The 17,850-nt window shown below is 51.5% G+C and carries 19 protein-coding genes; 17 read left to right on the top strand and 2 right to left on the bottom strand.

Annotated features, from left to right (window positions below; all coding sequences use genetic code 11):
• Nucleotides 1-68: 68 nt before the first annotated feature.
• The 6 genes from FC49_RS01210 (at nt 69) to FC49_RS01185 (ending at nt 5,899) form a co-directional block, all read left to right on the top strand.
• A complete protein-coding gene (locus tag FC49_RS01210; RefSeq protein ID WP_003711926.1) occupies nt 69-650 on the top strand; it encodes an SAG1386/EF1546 family surface-associated protein in 582 nt (193 codons plus the stop codon).
• Nucleotides 651-678: 28 nt separating this feature from the next.
• Nucleotides 679-1,365 carry a (d)CMP kinase gene (gene cmk / locus FC49_RS01205; protein WP_003711812.1) on the top strand — a complete coding sequence of 229 codons (687 nt, stop codon included), beginning with the start codon at nt 679-681 and terminating at the stop codon, nt 1,363-1,365.
• Between the two features lie 72 nt (nt 1,366-1,437).
• Nucleotides 1,438-2,679, top strand: a complete 1,242-nt coding sequence (gene rpsA, locus FC49_RS01200; RefSeq protein ID WP_003711800.1) for a 30S ribosomal protein S1 — start codon at nt 1,438-1,440, stop codon at nt 2,677-2,679.
• An 86-nt stretch (nt 2,680-2,765) separates the two neighbouring features.
• Nucleotides 2,766-4,079, top strand: a complete 1,314-nt coding sequence (der, locus tag FC49_RS01195; protein ID WP_003711831.1) for a ribosome biogenesis GTPase Der — start codon at nt 2,766-2,768, stop codon at nt 4,077-4,079.
• Between the two features lie 179 nt (nt 4,080-4,258).
• On the top strand, nt 4,259-4,534 hold the full coding sequence (locus tag FC49_RS01190) for an HU family DNA-binding protein (RefSeq protein WP_003711911.1): 276 nt from the start codon (nt 4,259-4,261) through the stop codon (nt 4,532-4,534).
• A gap of 102 nt (nt 4,535-4,636) precedes the next feature.
• Nucleotides 4,637-5,899, top strand: a complete 1,263-nt coding sequence (locus FC49_RS01185; RefSeq protein ID WP_003715290.1) for a tetratricopeptide repeat protein — start codon at nt 4,637-4,639, stop codon at nt 5,897-5,899.
• A gap of 167 nt (nt 5,900-6,066) precedes the next feature.
• Here the strand turns inward: FC49_RS01185 and FC49_RS01180 are convergent, their stop codons facing one another.
• Nucleotides 6,067-6,894: a site-specific integrase gene (locus tag FC49_RS01180; RefSeq protein ID WP_003711835.1), complete on the bottom strand. Its 828-nt coding sequence runs from the start codon at nt 6,892-6,894 to the stop codon at nt 6,067-6,069.
• A gap of 144 nt (nt 6,895-7,038) precedes the next feature.
• On the opposite strand from FC49_RS01180, the gene FC49_RS01175 reads away from it, so the two are divergent.
• From FC49_RS01175 to FC49_RS01160, 4 genes are read left to right on the top strand one after another with little or no spacing between them, the layout of a single operon-like run.
• A complete protein-coding gene (locus tag FC49_RS01175) occupies nt 7,039-8,244 on the top strand; it encodes a CCA tRNA nucleotidyltransferase (protein ID WP_056983850.1) in 1,206 nt (401 codons plus the stop codon).
• A gap of 18 nt (nt 8,245-8,262) precedes the next feature.
• The gene (locus FC49_RS01170; protein ID WP_003715276.1) at nt 8,263-10,164 is read left to right on the top strand and encodes an ABC-F family ATP-binding cassette domain-containing protein; all 1,902 of its coding nucleotides are present in this window, start codon (nt 8,263-8,265) and stop codon (nt 10,162-10,164) included.
• A 16-nt stretch (nt 10,165-10,180) separates the two neighbouring features.
• A complete protein-coding gene (locus FC49_RS01165; protein WP_056983848.1) occupies nt 10,181-11,143 on the top strand; it encodes a thymidylate synthase in 963 nt (320 codons plus the stop codon).
• Nucleotides 11,144-11,153: 10 nt separating this feature from the next.
• Nucleotides 11,154-11,651: a dihydrofolate reductase gene (locus FC49_RS01160; RefSeq protein WP_003711822.1), complete on the top strand. Its 498-nt coding sequence runs from the start codon at nt 11,154-11,156 to the stop codon at nt 11,649-11,651.
• Here the strand turns inward: FC49_RS01160 and trhA are convergent.
• A complete protein-coding gene (gene trhA, locus FC49_RS01155; protein WP_003711856.1) occupies nt 11,631-12,272 on the bottom strand; it encodes a PAQR family membrane homeostasis protein TrhA in 642 nt (213 codons plus the stop codon). The two genes, FC49_RS01160 and trhA, sit on opposite strands and share 21 nt — an antisense overlap.
• 194 nt (nt 12,273-12,466) lie before the next feature.
• Between trhA and FC49_RS01150 the strand changes: the two genes are divergently transcribed.
• The 7 genes from FC49_RS01150 (at nt 12,467) to dprA (ending at nt 17,785) form a co-directional block, all read left to right on the top strand.
• Complete coding sequence (locus tag FC49_RS01150; RefSeq protein WP_003711807.1) at nt 12,467-13,309, top strand: DegV family protein; 843 nt, start codon at nt 12,467-12,469, stop codon at nt 13,307-13,309.
• 161 nt (nt 13,310-13,470) lie between these two features.
• A complete protein-coding gene (locus FC49_RS01145; protein ID WP_056983846.1) occupies nt 13,471-14,382 on the top strand; it encodes an SGNH/GDSL hydrolase family protein in 912 nt (303 codons plus the stop codon).
• 3 nt (nt 14,383-14,385) lie between these two features.
• Nucleotides 14,386-14,991 (top strand): YpmS family protein, encoded by a 606-nt coding sequence (locus tag FC49_RS01140; RefSeq protein ID WP_003711870.1) that lies wholly within the window; start codon nt 14,386-14,388, stop codon nt 14,989-14,991.
• Nucleotides 14,992-15,007: 16 nt separating this feature from the next.
• Entirely contained in the window at nt 15,008-15,232 is a 225-nt protein-coding gene (locus FC49_RS01135) for a YozE family protein (protein WP_056983843.1), read from the top strand.
• A 13-nt stretch (nt 15,233-15,245) separates the two neighbouring features.
• Entirely contained in the window at nt 15,246-16,118 is an 873-nt protein-coding gene (gene ylqF / locus FC49_RS01130; RefSeq protein ID WP_003711909.1) for a ribosome biogenesis GTPase YlqF, read from the top strand.
• Nucleotides 16,111-16,878 (top strand): ribonuclease HII, encoded by a 768-nt coding sequence (locus tag FC49_RS01125; RefSeq protein ID WP_003711903.1) that lies wholly within the window; start codon nt 16,111-16,113, stop codon nt 16,876-16,878. Before ylqF ends, FC49_RS01125 begins: the two co-directional genes overlap by 8 nt.
• 46 nt (nt 16,879-16,924) lie before the next feature.
• Nucleotides 16,925-17,785, top strand: coding sequence for a DNA-processing protein DprA (dprA, locus tag FC49_RS01120; protein ID WP_056983841.1), 861 nt, complete (start codon nt 16,925-16,927; stop codon nt 17,783-17,785).
• The last annotated feature ends 65 nt before the right edge of the window (nt 17,786-17,850 follow it).

Raw genomic sequence — 17,850 nt, 5'->3', positions numbered from 1 at the left:
AGACAAGGGACAAATTAGTGCGCTACAATCAAAATGTTAACTTTCAATAGAGGGGAGGGGCATAGCTTATGAGTGAGAAGCGAGAAGAAAGCCGCCGCCAAAACGATGAATTGTGGGATAAGAAATTTACTGATAATGAAGATGTCGATAGCACCGGCCACCTATCGCGGACGGAACGGCGGAAGCAGGAGGCTCATAGTTCGACCATTACCACTGTTTTAGTGGTCTTAATCATCGTCCTTGCTGCTTCACCACTGATTTTCTGGTTAAACAATAAGCAGTCGTTTAACCATCCGGCCCGGACCGAGCAAACTGCGGCGGTGAGTAGTAAAAAAAAATCAACTCATCGGGTGAGTTCAACCAGCAGTCACCGGTCGGTTAGCAGCACTTCAAGGGCCGCCAGCCAAACTAGCAGTTCGTTTAACAGTGCTGCCCGGGAGGCAATGACGACTAGGCAATCAACTGCTGGTCAGGCGGCCTCCAGCAACCGGGAACCGGCTGCCAACCGGCAGTACGTGGTTGTGCGCCGGGGGCAAAGTGTTTACCGAATTGCAGCTCAGAACGGGTTAACAGCTCAAGAACTGGCCCGGCTGAACAACATTTCAATCAATACACCGATCCACCCTGGACAACAGCTCCGGGTACGGTAAATCATTAGGGAGTGGAAAGTTCATTATTATGAAAAAAGGAATTCAAGTGGCCATTGATGGTCCAGCATCGGCCGGCAAGTCGACGGTCGCCAAACTTGTTGCCAAACGCTTTAACTATGTTTACTGCGATACTGGCGCAATGTACCGGGTAGTGACGCTCGCAGCCCTTGACCAGGGGATTGCGGTGACGGATTCGACCCAGGTAAGCCAACTCGCCCGGGAAATTAAGATTAGTTTTGCTCCGGGTGAACCTGAACAGCGGGTTTTCTTAAACGGCCGCGACGTCACGACGGCTATTCGTCAGGGGCGGATCGACCAAAATGTGTCAGCAGTTGCCGCCATTCCAGCAGTCCGGGAAGAAATGACTAACCAGCAGCGGCAGATTGCCGAAGAAGGCGGGATTGTCATGGACGGCCGCGACATTGGTTCAACGGTTCTGCCAAACGCTCCCGTCAAGATTTTTATGGTTGCGACCGCTCATGAACGGGCCCGCCGCCGGTACGTCGAAAATAAGGCAAAGGGGATCGCAACTGCTTCGCTGGAGGAGCTGCAAAAGGAAATTGAATTGCGGGATCAGAAGGACTCTTCACGGAAGGTCTCACCCCTCGTTCAGGCGCCAGATGCGGTCCGCCTTGACACGACTTCCTTAACGATCGACGAAGTTGTTGACCGGATTAGCACGATTATTGAAAAAACTCTCAACGAATTGGCTTAAACACTGGAAAAGGGTGAAGTTTTCTAGTAAAATAGTCATCAGAGTTGATTGTTGCAAGGAGGATTTTTTTTAATGGCTGAAAACAACGAAAACAAGAACGATATGTTAGAAGCGCTTGATAGCATCGAAACTGTAAAGGTGGGCGATGTTGTCAAGGGTGAAGTTTTGGCAATCGATGATGATCGCCAAGCTATCGTTGGTATTAAAGATGCAGGGGTTGAAGGTGTCGTCCCTGCTAAGGAATTATCAACCAAGCCAGTTGAAGACATCAATGATGCAGTTAAAGTAGGTGACGAATTAGACTTAGTTGTCATCTCTAAGATTGGCAATGATAAGGAAAATGGTAGTTACTTACTTTCTCACCGTCGTCTGGAAGCCCGTAAGGTATGGGATGACATTCAGAAGAAGTTTGATGATGGTGAAACCATCACTGCTAAGGTTACCCAGGCAGTTAAGGGTGGTTTAGTTGTTGATGCTGGAGTACGTGGCTTTGTTCCTGCTTCAATGATCACTGATCACTACGTTGAAGACCTGAACCAATTTAAGGGTCAAGAACTGGAATTCAAGATTATTGAAATCGAACCAAGTGAAAACCGGCTGATCCTTTCCCACAAGGAAATCGTAAAGGCAGAACACGAACAAGCTGCTGAAAAGATTTTTGCTGAATTACAACCAGGTGACGTAGTTGAAGGTAAGGTTGCCCGGATGACTAACTTCGGTGCCTTTGTTGACCTTGGCGGCGTTGATGGTTTGGTTCACGTTTCTGAAATTTCCTACGACCACGTTGACAAGCCGTCAGACGTTCTGTCTGCTGGTCAAGACGTAAAGGTTAAGGTATTGAGTGTTGACCCTGACCGTGAACGGATTTCACTGTCAATCAAGCAAACTCTGCCTGGCCCATGGGATGACATCGAAGAAAAGGCTCCTGCTGGCAGCACCCTGACTGGGACTGTTAAGCGTCTGACGAGTTTCGGTGCATTCGTGGAAGTCTTCCCTGGTGTTGAAGGTTTGGTTCACATTTCCCAAATCTCCCACAAGCACATTGCTACGCCAGCTGACGTGCTGAAGCCAGGTCAAGAAGTTCAAGTGAAGGTCTTAAACGTTGACCCTGAACGGCAACGTCTTGGCCTTTCCATGAAGGCTCTTGAAGAACGTCCAAAGGGTGAAGACAGTGACAACGGTGAAAACTACCGTGGCCGTCGTCGTTCTCGGCGGAACAACAACCGTTCTGCAATGAGCAACGCCCCTGAAGAAGAAAGTGGCTTCTCAATGGGTGACTTGATTGGTGACCAATTAAAGAACCTGCGGAACTAGTTTCGCTAATTAAAAATTAACTATTAAGGAGGAAGTGGCGCCGTTGGTGGTTACTTCCTTTTTATTCTTTGAAGGAAGGTGAAAAGATGACTAATCCAGTTGTTGCAATTGTCGGTCGGCCGAACGTCGGGAAGTCGACCTTGTTTAACCGGATTGCTGGTGAACGAATCTCCATTGTCGAAGATACCCCGGGAGTCACCCGGGATCGGATATATGCACATGGAGAATGGCTCGGCAAGAACTTTAACATGATTGATACCGGAGGAATTGAGTTGTCAGACCAGCCCCTGCTGACCCAAATTCGTCAACAGGCAGAAATTGCCATTGACGAGGCCGACGTCATTGTGCTGGTGGTTGACGTTGAGAGCGGGGTGACCGATGCCGATGAGCAGGTAGCACGGATCCTTTACCGTTCCAACAAGCCAGTTGTCCTGGCGGTGAATAAGGTCGATAATCCAGAACGGCGAAATGATATTTACGACTTTTACTCTCTTGGCCTGGGCGAACCATATCCTGTTTCCAGTGTGCATGGTGTTGGCCTCGGGGACCTGTTGGATGCGGTAATCCATAACTTCCCCGAGAACGCTGCAAATGAGGATGACGATAGCATTCGCTTTAGCTTGATTGGCCGCCCAAACGTTGGGAAGTCGTCCCTGGTCAACGGCATTCTTGGTGAAAACCGGGTGATCGTGTCGAACATGGCGGGGACGACCCGGGATGCCATCAATACCCGCTTCGTCGCTAAGGACGGGCAGGAATTTACCATGATTGACACCGCGGGAATTCGCAAGCAGGGCAAGATTTACGAAAATACTGAGCGCTACGCCCTGATGCGGGCAATGCGGGCAATCGATGGGAGTGACGTTGTCCTGGTCGTGCTGAACGCCGAGGAGGGAATCCGGGAGATTGATAAGCACATCGCCGGTTACGCTCACGAAGCTGGTTGTGGGGTCATCATTGTCGTAAACAAGTGGGATACGCTAGAAGAGCGTGACCAACGGACGATGACCGACTTTACCAACTTGATCCGTCACGAGTTCCAGTACCTGTCCTATGCGCCGATTATTTTTGTATCTGCCAAGACCAAGCAGCGCTTGAACAAGCTGCCGGAAATGATTGAAGAGGTTTATGCCCACCACGAACGGCGGATCAAGTCGTCTGTTTTGAACAACGTTATTATGGACGCGATTGCTGCCAACCCGACGCCAACGCAAAACGGCAAGCGTCTGCGGATCTTTTACGCGACGCAGGTGGCAACGGCCCCACCGACCTTTGTTGTCTTTGTTAACGATCCAGAGCTGATGCACTTCTCCTACGAACGGTACTTGGAAAACCAAATTCGGCAGGCCTTTGACTTTACGGGGACCCCGATTCATATCATCAAGCGGCAGCGACAATAAAAAAGATTAAAAATCGGGTGAAATCTTGCCAAAACCGCTTGCCAGCAGGGTTTCACTATGCTAACCTTAACAATGAAATGATACGAACTCCTCGTAATTATTTCGTTAATTTTGGACCACTCAAAATTAACATTTGAGTGTCAGCATCTTGTGTGTTGACTTGTGGGAGGTGAAAACAAATGGCAAACAAAGCAGAATTAGTAAGCAATGTTGCTAATGCAACTGGCTTGACCAAGAAGGATGCTACTGCAGCTGTTGACGCTGTCTTCAGTTCAATTCAAGCATCTTTGGCCAAGGGGGAAAAGGTTCAATTGATCGGCTTCGGTAACTTCGAAGTACGTCAACGTGCTGCACGGAAGGGCCGTAACCCACAAACTGGACAAGAAATCCAAATTCCTGCAAGCAAGGTACCAGCATTCAAGCCTGGTAAAGCTTTAAAGGATGCTGTTAAGTAATTTAACAGTCTAAAGACGGTAAAGCGAGAAGGGTCTTTCCTTCTCGCTTTATTTTGTCTCATGGTATAGTAAAGGAAGTAATTACATGAGGAGGGACTATGAATGACCTATTCAGAACAAATGCTTGACCAGCTCCAGGCGGGTCAGCTAGAAGCCGCCCGGTCAAGTTTTCGCCAGGCCCTGGCAAAAGACGATGATGAGCTGCTCTTCAGTCTGGGGGAGGAGCTTTACGGTCTCGGCTTTCTTCAGCAGGCCCAGCGGGTGTACCTGACCCTGTTAGAAAGATACCCCGCCGAGGATGAGTTGCGAACCAACCTGGCAACGATTGCCATCGACGAAGGCCACAACGATGAGGCCCTTTCCTACCTTGCCCAGGTCAAGCCGGATTCACCCGCCTATTTAGAATCGTTGCTGGTCGCTGCCGACCTGTACCAGACGGAAGAAGAATTTGAGGTGACCGAACAGAAGTTGCAGGAGGCTTACCGGATTGCACCGGACGAGCCAGCAGTGGAGTTTGCCCTTGGTGAGTTTTACTTCCTGATTGGTCATTACGACGAGGCGATTCGCTACTACTTTGAGCTGATCAAGCATGGCTATACCGACTTTGCCAAGGTCGACATCGCCGGACGCTTAGGGATGTGTTACGCCCAGAGCGGGCAATTTAAGCAGGCCCTTGGTTACCTGCAGCAGGTTAAGCCGGAATACCGGACCAGCGACATCCGCTTCCAAACTGGACTGACGGAACTCTCGCTCGGCCAGTTAGACGCCGCGGAAAAAGAACTGAGCGAACTGATTGAGGATGATGACCAGTACGCGTCTGCCTACCCGGCCTTAGCCACTGCGCTGACCAAGCAGCACAAGTACCAGCAGGCCTTGAAGGTGGCCCAGGAAGGGCTGGCGGTTGACCAGTATAATGAGCAACTGTATGCCCAGGCGGCCGCGATTGTCAGTCACCTGGGAAACGCTAAGTTAATGAAAAAGTACCTGACTAAGGCTCACGAGCTGGATCCGGATAACCTGACGATTACCTTGCAGTACAGTAACTTCCTCCTGCACCAGCATGATGACAAGGCAAATATTGCCTTGCTGGCTCCCCTAACGGAAGAGGACGAGGTCGACCCCCAGGTATACTGGAACTTGGCCCGGTCGTACCAGCGAACCGAAGAATTTGCCCAGGCTGGTAAGGATTACCAGGCGGCGGCCCCTGCTTATGCTGACAACCCGACTTTCCTCAAGGAACTGGTTGGTTACTATCAGGAAACTGGACAGCGTGAGCACCTCCTGCCGACTTTGCGCCACTACCTGGAACTAGAACCAACGGATGCTGAAATGCAGGACTTATTAGCGGAATACGAAGAGTATTAAAACCGCCCATCATTCCCTCATAGTCTTGGAAAGAGGGTTCAGCTGAGCAGGCAACATCCCTATAAGAAAATAAATAGTGTAGTACCCCAATGAGCTCCAGTTCGGCTTTACCGAGCGCTGGAGCTCATTGGGCTTTTTAAAGGGAAACACTGCCAACTTACTGTCAATTAGAGGTCGGCGCTGATCAAAAGCCGTTGGTAGTAGAGCAGTGAGGCCGGATCAAGGTGGAGGGCGTCCTCAAGCTGTTGGTCACTGTCCCGGCGGTGTTCGGCCAGGTAGAGCAGGATGTAGCTTTGGTGCAGGTACTTGGGGGCGAGGCTGAACCCCAGGTATTCCTCGTCCTGGTGGAGGAACTTATGCAGGGCGGGGTTACTCAGCCGGGGATTCGTGGGGTTGAACCGCTGCTTGAGAAAGAGGTCGGACGAGTGTTGTAGCCGCTGCCGGGGAGCGAGATAGTCCAGCAACTGGCGACGAAAGCGCTGCTCAGCGGGGGTGGCCAGTGGTAGCTGACCGAAGACCTGGTAAAATCCCGGTTGGAGAAATTCACCGACCGTGAAGCCATACTTGCTCAGGAGCAGGGTGAGCCGGGTGTAGTAGTGCAAGTGCTCATCCGCTAACAACTGGTCGAGCTTTGCTAACCACTTGCTAGCAACACGCTGGTTGGGAGCCACCGCCTGCCCGTGCAGGGTAAGGGTGGGGTAGTCGCTGATCAGTTGGTGGGTGAAGAGGTAGCGAAAATAGCGGTTCAGCTGTGAAAGAATTTTGTTGTAAGTCGTCATGGTGATCTGCTTGTCGTCCCGGAGGTAGTTAAGGTAGGCGCGGACATCCGTTTCGGTTAGGTTGTCGAGTGTCGGTTGCTGGGCAAATTGGGGACGGTTCGCACGCAAGTAGTTAAAGAGGTTGGTAAGGCTGGTGTCGTAGGTTTTGATGGTCAGCGGGGAAAGCTCCTGCTGGTCAAGGAACCGGCGGAAATTTTGCTGGTAGGGATAATCCATGGTTGAAGCTCACTTTCAAGAAATTATTTACTTTAACTATAACACAAAAACCAAACCGCTAAATAAAGACTTTCGCATGATGAGCCGGGATTTGCTATAATCAATACTGATTGTTACAAAATTTCACGGTAAGGGATTGATGAAATGATAATAAAAAAATTACCACCAATATTTGAACCCGCCCGTCCGGTACTGCAAAAAATCGAGCAGGCGGGGTTTGAGGCCTATTTTGTCGGTGGCTGTGTTCGCGACACCATTCTCGGTGACCCGATTCATGACATTGACATTGCGACGAGTGCCTACCCTAGTGAAATTAAGCAAATTTTTAAACGGACGGTTGATACCGGAATCGAACACGGGACGGTGATGATTCTTGACCACGGGGTTGGGTATGAAACCACTACCTTCCGGACCGAGTCTGGCTACCAGGATTTCCGCCGACCAGACAATGTCACCTTCGTGCGCTCCCTAGCTGAGGACTTACAACGCCGGGACTTTACCATTAATGCCCTGGCCCTGCGTGAAAACGGCGAGGTAGTGGACCTCTTTGACGGCTTGGGTGATTTGCAGCGCCGACTGATCCGGGCGGTGGGTGACCCCAACGAACGTTTTCATGAAGACGCCCTCCGCATGATGCGCGCGGTCCGCTTCGCCAGCAAGTTGGACTTCGTGATTGACCGGCCAACCTTGGAAGGCATTAACGCCAATGCGCACCTGCTAGCTAAGATCGCTGTGGAGCGGATCCGGGTAGAACTGGAAAAAATGTTTTTAGGCCAAAACCCGCCCGCAGGGTTAAAGGACTTCCTGGAAACGGGCCTTTACCAATATTGTCCAGGACTGAAAGCTGCTCGCCAACAACTCAGTCTCCTGCTAGTGAATGCTAATGGCTGGGCCCTGACAAATGTCGACCAAGTCTGGGCATTGCTGGCTGTTCAACTGGGCTTGAGTGGAAAGCAGGCGGCTAAGTTCCTGCGTACGTGGAAAACATCGAATGAAACCATCCGTCAGGTGGGAAAGATTATTTTAGCGGTCAATGCTCTCCGCCAGAAACAAGTCACTCCAGACCTGATGTTTACGGTTGGTTGGCCGGCATTAAGCGACGCTAACCAGGTTGCGGCAGTTTACGGCTGGCAGCAAGCAGCGGCTAGTTTGAAAAAGCAGTACGATGAGTTGCCAATCAAGACGGCCAAGGAGCTGGCGGTGGATGGCCGAACTTTAATTCAGGAGGCCGGGTTAAAACCAGGCCCCGCCCTGGGAAAAGTATTGAACACCCTGGTGGAAGACGTTGTTAATGGTCGGCTGGCAAATGACAAAGCTGAGCTGCTGCAACGGGCCGCCATTTTAGGATAGCAAAGAAGGATTGATAAAATGCAAACGATGAAGGTAGAGGGGCTGACCAGTACTTACGGTGAAAAAGTCCTTTTTGACCACGTAAACTTCATTATTAATGAAAACGACCGGATTGGTCTGATCGGGGTTAACGGGAGCGGTAAAACAAGTCTGCTAAACGCTATCGCAAGGGAAACCAGTGCCGAGAGCGGGACGATTACCACGCCTAACGACTATTCGATTGGCTATCTCCGCCAACAGCCCCGGTTGGATGAAGGCAAAACCATTATGGAAGCCGTCTTTGATGGAGAACAACCGGTTTTCAAGACGATTCGGGCATACGAGCAAGCCCTGGCTGACTTTAGCGCCCATCCAGAGGACCAGCAGGCCAGCGACCGCTACACGAAGATGCAAGCACGAATGGACCAGGAGGACGCCTGGGAGGCTGATAGCCGGATTAAGACGATTTTAACCCAGCTTAAAATCACTGACACCAGCCAGCGAATCGCTGACTTGTCTGGAGGCCAGCTCAAGCGGGTTGGCCTAGCGCAAGTCTTAATTCAGCAACCTGACCTGTTGCTGTTAGACGAACCGACCAACCACCTGGATCTTGATTCGGTTGTTTGGCTACAGGACTTCCTGGCGGGCTACAAGGGAGCAGTCGTTGTCGTAACCCATGACCGTTACTTCCTGGACCAGGTCACCAACCATATTTGGGAACTTTCCTTTGGTAAACTGTACCAGTATGATGGCAATTACCAGGACTTTGTACAAAAAAAGGCCGAGCGGGTTGAACTTGCCAAGGAAACTGAACGCAAGAATCAGCAGCTCTATAAAAAGGAACTGGCCTGGATGCGGACAGGGGCCAAGGCCCGCTCAACTAAGCAGAAGGGCCGGATTAACCACTTCCACAAGCTGGAGGGGGAAATTGGCAAGCTCAAGACCGATGAGGACATCTCAATCAACCTTGGCTCCCAACGGTTGGGAAAAGATGTGATTGAGTTTAAGGATGCCAACCTTACCCTGGGCGATCACCAGATCCTTCAGGACTTTAACTGGTTGGTCCAAGCCGGTGACCGAATTGGGATTACCGGTGAAAACGGGGCTGGCAAGACTAGTCTCCTGAACGTGATTGCTGACCGGCTGCCATTAGACAGTGGGGTCGTTAAGATTGGTGAAACGGTCAAGTTAGGCTACTATACTCAGCAAACCGAGGGGGTCGATGATGACCAGCGAATGATTAGTTTCCTGACCGAGGTGGCTGATAGCGTGACGGACAAGGATGGCAACAAGCTCAGCGTTACCCAGCTCCTGGAACGCTTCCTTTTCCCACGCTTTATGCACGGCACGCTGATTCGAAAGCTATCTGGTGGTGAGAAGCGGCGGTTGTACCTGCTCAAGATTTTAATGCAGCAACCGAACGTCCTGCTCCTCGACGAGCCGACAAACGACCTGGATATTGGAACGCTGACGGTGCTAGAGGACTACCTGGATCACTTTGCAGGAACGGTCATCACGGTGTCTCACGACCGTTACTTCCTTGATAAAGTGGCGGATAACCTGCTGATTTTCCATGGACAGGGAAACATCGAACGCTACACGGGTTACTTCACGGACTACCTGAAGCAGCAACAGCAGGCTAAGGAAAGTGAGCAGGATGCTCCTAAGGCCAAAAAAGCCAAGACCAGCCGTCCCGCATCCACCCAAAAGCAGCCAGCCGAAAAGACGAAGTTGACCTATGCCGAGGAAATCGAATGGAAGCAGATCAACCAAGACCTGGATGACCTCAGCCAGAAGCAGCAGGAAATTGAAGAGGGAATGGCGGCGGCCGCTAACGACTACCCGAAACTAGCGGCTCTCCAAAAGGAATTAAATGAAGTTCAGCAGGAAGTCGATGAAAAGACGGCCCGCTGGGAATACTTGAGCAATTACGTGGAATAGTAAAGGAGTAAGACAAGTGGCAGTAAATCAAAATGAACAGCAATACCTGGACCTCGCCCGGTACGTCTTGGAAAACGGTCATGAAAAAACTGACCGGACGGGAACGGGAACCCGGTCGGTCTTTGGCTACCAGATGCGCTTTGACCTTGCAAAGGGCTTCCCGATTTTAACGACCAAGAAGGTCCCGTTTGGCTTAATCAAAAGTGAACTCTTGTGGTTCCTACGAGGCGACACCAACATCCGTTTCCTCCTCCAGCACCATAACCATATCTGGGACGAATGGGCTTTTAAGAAGTGGGTGGAAAGTGACGAGTACCAGGGCCCAGACATGACCGACTTTGGTCACCGCTGGTTGGTCGATGAGGACTTTAAGAAGCAGTACCTGGCAGAAAAGAAGGCTTTTTGCCAGCGGATCATTGACGACGCGGACTTCGCGAAAAAGTACGGGGACCTCGGCCTAGTTTACGGTAGCCAGTGGCGGCACTGGAAGACCAGCAATGGGGAAACGATTGACCAGATTGCTAACGTCATTCACCAGATCAAGACGACCTCGGATTCACGGCGGATGATTGTTTCCACTTGGAATCCAGAGGACGTGCCATCGATGGCTCTCCCACCGTGCCACACGATGTTCCAATTTTACGTTAACGATGGCAAGCTCAGCTGTCAGCTCTACCAGCGGAGTGCTGACATCTTCCTGGGAGTTCCGTTTAACATTGCCAGTTACGCGCTCCTGACCCACATGATTGCCCACCAGTGCGGTTTACAGGTGGGGGACTTCGTGCATACCTTAGGGGATGCCCACATTTACCTGAACCACCTCGACCAGATTAAGGAGCAGCTCTCCCGGACGCCGCATGAGGCACCACGGTTGATTCTGCCGGCAGAACCGAAGCTGATTGACCAGTACGAAATGGAAGACATCAAGTTGGAGGGTTACACTCACGAGGCCGCAATTAAGGCTCCGGTAGCAGTCTAGGAGGTTTTAAATGACAGAAGTAAACTTTGTGTGGGCGGAGGATCTCGACGGCTGGATTGGCAAGGACCATGACCTTCCTTGGCACGTGAGCGCGGATTTGCGTCACTTCAAGAAGGAGACGGTCGGTCATCCCGTTGTGATGGGCCGGCGTACCTACGAGTCAATTGGCCGGCCGCTGCCCCAGCGGGAGAATATCGTTCTGACTCACCATCCGATTGCTGATGAGCGGGTCCAGTCGTTTGCCACGACCGCTGATTTTAAGCAGTGGCTAGCCCAGACTGGTGCGGAAACGGTGAGCGTCATCGGCGGGGCGCAGGTGTTTGCTCAGCTGCTTGACCAGGCGACGGTGTTGACCCGGACGGTGATCAATGGTCACTATGGTGGCGATACAAAAATGCCACCGATCGATTATGATCAGTGGCACCGGGTTAGCCGCGAACCGGTCGAAGAAGCTGGCCAGGTCGTCTGCTGGTTTGAAAAATGGGTGTTAGACGTAAAAAAGAATTGAGAAGTACATCAGTGCTGTTCCGGCCAGAACGAAGAAGTGCCAGATAAAATGGGTGTAAGCGGTTGGCCGACTGTACAGCAACGCCCCTAAGGTAAAAGTAATGCCGCCGGCTAGCAAGAGGCCAAAGCCGACCGGCCCCAGTGCGTGCCAGAGGGGGAAGAAGGTAAAGACACACAGCCAGCCCATCAGGACGTAAATCAGGGTCGAGTAGTTGCTCTTGTGTTTGAGCCAGATGCTTTTGTAAACGACACCCAGGACGGCCAGTGCCCAGATAATGCCAAACATCGTCCAGCCTTCCCAGCCCCTGATGGCAACCAGACAATAGGGGGTGTAGGTGCCGGCAATTAGGATGTAGATCATGCAGTGGTCAAAGATTTGGAAGAGGTGCTTAGCCTTGGTAAAGACGAGGGCGTGGAAGAGTGTCGACGAGAGATAGAACAGGATGAGGATACTGCCGTAAACCGTAAAGGTCACGACCCGCATGGGACTTCCAGTATGAGCTGCTCTGATAATCAAAAAGACTAACCCAGCGATTGCCAGGGCGGTGCCAATCCCGTGAGTAATTGCGTTTCCAATTTCAATTAAGAGTGTTCTAGTATCTGTCTTGCTTGTTTGTGCCAACTTTATTACTCCTTTCGTACCAATCCGCGGTGAATTCTAAAGGGCTTTTTGGTATACTATTACTATAAAAAATTGAATTAGGTATTTAAATATAACCGTTTTTCGTTATAATGATTTTGTAAACCCATTACCTAGTTATCAAAACTAGGTAAAATTATAACACATAATGGCCGACAAGGAGGAGCGAATTTTCCATGTCTCAAGTAAAAATTGTCTGTGATTCATCGGCAGGCTTAACCGAAGAAGAAATTAAAAAGTATGATATTACGATTATTCCCCTAACGGTAATGATTGACGACACGATTTACGTTGAACGGGAGACCATTACTAATGACCAGTTCCCGGAAATGATGAAGAATGCTAAGTCATTACCCAAGACGTCCCAACCGCCAATCGGGAAATTCGTCGACGCCTTTGACAAGCTCGGCGCGGACGGGAGTGAAGTCCTCTGCGTAACGATGATGGAGTCGATTAGCGGGACCGTCCATGCGGCGGAGCAGGCAGCCACGATGACTAAGACGAAGGTCACGGTTTATGATTCACAGACGACCGACCAGGGGATGGCCTTTCAAATTGTTGCCGCAGCCAAGGTCCTGGAGGACGGCGGCAGTGTTGACGACGCGATTGCCAAGATGAAGGACGTCCTGGCAAAGTCAAAGCTCTACCTGGCAATTGACAACCTCGATAACCTGGTAGCAGGTGGTCGGGTTAGCAAGTTTGCCGGTGCCCTATCAAATATTCTGAATATTAAAATCATGCTTCAGGTCTACGGTGGCCAAATCCATATCATTATGAAGGGCCGCGGGACCAAGGCTATCCACAAGGAATGGGACCGGATTCTCAAGGAGATGGCGGAAGGGCCCAAACCAGTGCGGATTGGGATCTCCCATGTAGAGGGTGACAAGGAAGTTGACCGGCTCAAGGCGGCGGTCGAAGAACTTTACCCGAATATCCCAGTAGTTGTTCGGGAGACGGTGCCGATTATTGCCACCCATACGGGGATGGGCGCTTGCTGCCTGCTGTACTATACTGAATAGGTTAAGATTGACAAGGACGCAGGGTTAAACCAGCTTGCTTGGCTTGCTGTCCCGGCCTGGTGCCGCGCGGCAAGCTACTGCGTGATAACATTATTAGTTTTAAAATAGTAAAGAGACTGGGGTGGTTCCCGGTCTCTTCTTGTTCAGAGGAGGATTATGCTGTGAAGAGGAAATGGTGGCTAGGATTACTGTTGCTATGCCTGCTGGCCGTGCTTGGCGGCGGGTGGTATTTTTATAACCACCTGGCTGGGCAGCGGTCAGCAGAGCCGGTGTACGTTCAAAAGAAGGATGTTCACCTGGTGGCGGTCGGTGATTCGTTGACTTTCGGCCAGGGGGACGAAACGAAGAATGGCGGTTATGTCGGGATCATTAAGCAAAAAATTGAACACCACTACCGGCAAACCACCGTTGAAACGGCTAACTACGGCGTTAGCGGGGACCGGTCTGACCAAATCCTTGCGCGCCTAAACGCACAAAAAACGATGCGGCAGGATCTCCGCCAGGCCGATGTAATTACCATGACCGTTGGGGGAAACGACTTGCTGCAGAATCTGGAGAAAAATGTCCTAAACTCACCGCAGACGATTGACAAGGACGTTGCGGCCGCTCAGCAGACCTATACCGCAAGTTTAAATAAACTGCTCCAGGCGGTCCGCAAGGAAAACCCGCAGGCCCCGATTTTTGTCCTGAGTATCTATAACCCTGTTTATACCTACTTCCCGGATGTGGATACCATCAATGATTCCATCGCCAAGTGGAACACAACGACGGCAGCGGTGACCCGGGGATATAAGCGGGCCTACTTCGTCGACATTAATCATTTAATGTCGTGGGGACAGTACAAGACCGCGGCCCAGCGTCAACAACTGGTGCGGAAAGAAGAGCAGGCCAACCAGGGGAAGGTTACCCAGGCGCGTTTGCTTAACATTATGAAGAATAAGGATCATAATTTAAACCAGTACATTTCGACCGAAGATAATTTTCATCCCAACCACCGCGGCTACGAGCAGATGGCTGACCGCCTTTTCCAGGCAATGCAGCGGCACGACAGTTGGGAGTACGTAAAGAGGTAAACTATGGAGAAAAGATCAGTAAAGACAAACCGGCCAGTGAACCGGTGGAAGTGGGCCTTTATCGTTTTGCTGGCGGTGATTGTGCTGGCAACCGGAATCGTTGTCAACCGGGTGACGGCGCCGGCACCAACCCCAGCAGTAACCCGCAAAGCTGACATTGGCGACACCTCGATGACGGTTGAACTCAATCGTCATCAGGTGAATGCGCTAGCGGCAAACTACCTAAACCGTTTCTTGAAGGGCCAGCAGGTCAAGTACACCTTTATTGTCGGCCAGCAGTATGCGACCTTGGCCGGGGACACTAAGTTTCTGGGAGCCAAGATTCGCTTTGCCCTCAACTTTATTCCCGAGCGGCAAAAGAACGGCAATGTTTTGTTGCGGGCTAAGGGATTGTCAATTGGCCGGCTCAATATTCCTGTTAAAATCGTGATGGGCTACATTGCGAAGAACTATAATGTTCCCAAATGGGTAAAAATTGACGCGAAGAAGAAGACAATCTTATTGGATCTTAACCAGTATAGTGCTAAACGGTCGCTAAAGTATTCGGCTCAGGAAATTAACATGGCCCAGGGACGGTTTAAGTTCCTGATTACGGTTCCGACTAATTAAGAAGGGAGAGTTTTATATGAACCAGGAAAGTTTTTACCGCTACCTAATGACGCAGCGCAATCCGAACAGTGCAGACGAGATTGAGCAGTTCGCCAATAACGCCTTTTTAGACTCGGCCTTTCTGAAGCAGTCAACGGACTTTGAGGAAATTTCGCAGTATCTGGAAGAAAACGCGGATTACCTGCCGTCGATGACAATTTTTGACGCGGCTTGGCGGCGGTATTTGGATGCGATGAATTAGGAGGGAGTTAATTATGGCAACGATTCAATGGTTCCCAGGGCATATGGCTAAGGCTCTGCGGCAGATTCGTGAACAAATGCCGTTGGTTGACATTGTCTTTGAACTGGTGGATGCACGGGTCCCGTACTCGTCCCAAAATCCCGAGGTGGCCCTGGCAGCAGGCGATAAGCCCCGTTTGCTAATTATGACCAAGACCGACTTGGCAGATCCGGACCGGCTGGCGGAATGGAAGCAATACTTTACGGCGAAGGGGCAGCCATTCTTGGCACTTGATTCGCGGCAGCATAACGTCAGCAAACTGGTTACCAATAAAAGCAAGGAGATTCTCCATGACCAGTTAGCGCAGGAAGCGGCCAAGGGGCTTAAAAAGCGGCCGATTCGGGCCATGTGTGTTGGGGTACCGAATGTTGGTAAATCGACCCTCCTCAACCACCTGGTCAAGAAGAACGTCGCCCAGACGGGCAACCGCCCCGGCGTGACGACCGGGCAGCAGTGGCTGCGTTCGTCGGCGGAACTTGAGTTATTAGATACGCCTGGTGTGCTCTGGCACAAGTTTGCCAGTCCTAAGCAGGGGGTGATGCTGGCTCTTTCCGGCGCCATCAAGGATAGTCTCTATCCAAAGGACGACGTGGCCCTCTTTGCACTGGCCTACCTGCGGGAACACCAGCCGGAGTTGTTGAAGAAGCGTTACCACCTGACTGACCAGGACTTAGACCCGGCAGTTGGCAATCCCGACCTTTTGCTAACGATTACCAGCAAACTTGGTTTCCGTGACGACTATGACCGGGCCAGTGAACGGCTGATTTTTGATTTACGCAAGGGCAAGCTGGGACCCATCACGATGGAAGTTCCGAGCGATTTGAACGCGGAGGGAATCAATGAGTAAGCAGACGGTCAGTGAAGTCCGGGCCTTGCTGGCAACAATTGACAATTTGACGGATCCCCGGTTGGCCGAACTGGCTGCCGATGACCGAAAGGGAGTGCAGGCGGCACTACGGCAGCACCAGCGACGGGTAGAACGCCAGGAAGCCGCGCGTCAGGCCTTTCAGCAACGCTTTAATTACGAGCGGCAGCTCTGGCAGAGCGGTTGCCGTTACGTCGCAGGGATGGATGAAGTGGGGCGCGGTCCCCTTGCTGGCCCGGTGGTGACCTGCGCGGTAATTTTAGATCCTGATTTTGACCTGATTGGGGTAACGGACTCCAAGCAGCTGACCCGCCACGAACGGGAGCAGCTCTATCTCAGGATCGTCGATGAGGCCGTGGAAGTCAGCATTGCGGTTAACGACCGGAAAACGATCGACCGGCTGAACATCTACGCGGCAACCCAGGATGCGATGATGCGGGCGGTGCGTAATCTGAACCACCGGCCGGACCACCTGATCGTCGACGCGGTTCCGTTGCCGTTTGACTACCCGCAAACCACCCTGATCAAGGGCGACCAAAAAAGTATCAGCGTGGCGGCCGCCAGTATTGTCGCTAAGGAATACCGGGATCATCTGATGAAGGATTATGACCGGGTCTACCCCGGTTATGGCTTTGCCGAAAACATGGGCTACGGGACGAAGGAGCACCTCGCCGGACTTGCTCGCCTAGGGGCGTGCCCAATTCACCGGCGGTCGTTTAACCCGGTGCCGAAATATTTATAGTGCAAATTAGTGAAAGTCTCGTACTTATTAGGTAGGAGGCTTTTTTATGATGTCGATTCGAAAATTCTTATTACAGTTAAATTTATGCCGCGGGATTGGTCAGGTCAGCAAGGTCCGCTTGTGGCAGGCCACCAGCCAGCACCACTGCTTTACCGACCTCAAGGCACTGGCGCAGTGGACTCAGCTTGGTCCGAGTTCGCAGGAGGCACTGCTGAACAACTGGGCTAGTGACCAGCTTGCCGCGGCGGTGGAGTATAACCAGCGTTTTCCTTATATTACGATTGTGGATGATGACTACCCGGACCAGCTGCGGGAGACCTACTGTCCGCCCCTAGTTTTGTTTTATACTGGGCGCTTGGAATTGCTCAAAAATCCACTCTTGGCAGTAGTTGGTACCCGGGACATGTCTAATTACGGGGAAACGGTCTTACGGGGGCTGATTCCCCAGCTTGCCAAGCGGCAGGTTACTGTTGTAAGCGGCCTTGCCAAGGGGGTTGACGGGATGAGTCACCGGCTCGCCCTGGCCAATGACGGCCCGACCATTGGAGTAGTCGGTTGTGGCCTGGATCGGGTATATCCCACCGAAAACCGGCAGTTGCAGGAAACAGTGGCCCAGCGTGGCTTAGTTCTCTCCGAGTATGGTCGCGGCGAGCCGCCCCTGGCCTACCATTTTCCAGAGCGCAACAGGATTATTGCGGGCTTAGCCTCAACCGTGCTGGTAATTGAGGCCAAGAAGCGCAGCGGGAGTTTGATCACCGCTAATTTAGCCCTGGAGGAAAACAGGACCGTCTGTGCGGTTCCCGGTCGAATCGACACTAGCCGGTCAATGGGGTGTAACGAGCTGATTGCGGCCGGTGCCAAACCGATTCTTCGGGTTCAGGATATTTTGGACGAGTTCTTACTTTGATTAAGCGTGAACCTTGCATTTATTATGAAATTACCATAAAATCAATTTTTACATTTGACAGAGTA

This window comes from Limosilactobacillus oris DSM 4864 (assembly GCF_001434465.1).
Lineage (GTDB): Bacteria > Bacillota > Bacilli > Lactobacillales > Lactobacillaceae > Limosilactobacillus > Limosilactobacillus oris.
Note: the sequence above shows the minus strand (reverse complement) of the source record. Positions and strands in the feature narration are given on the sequence as shown.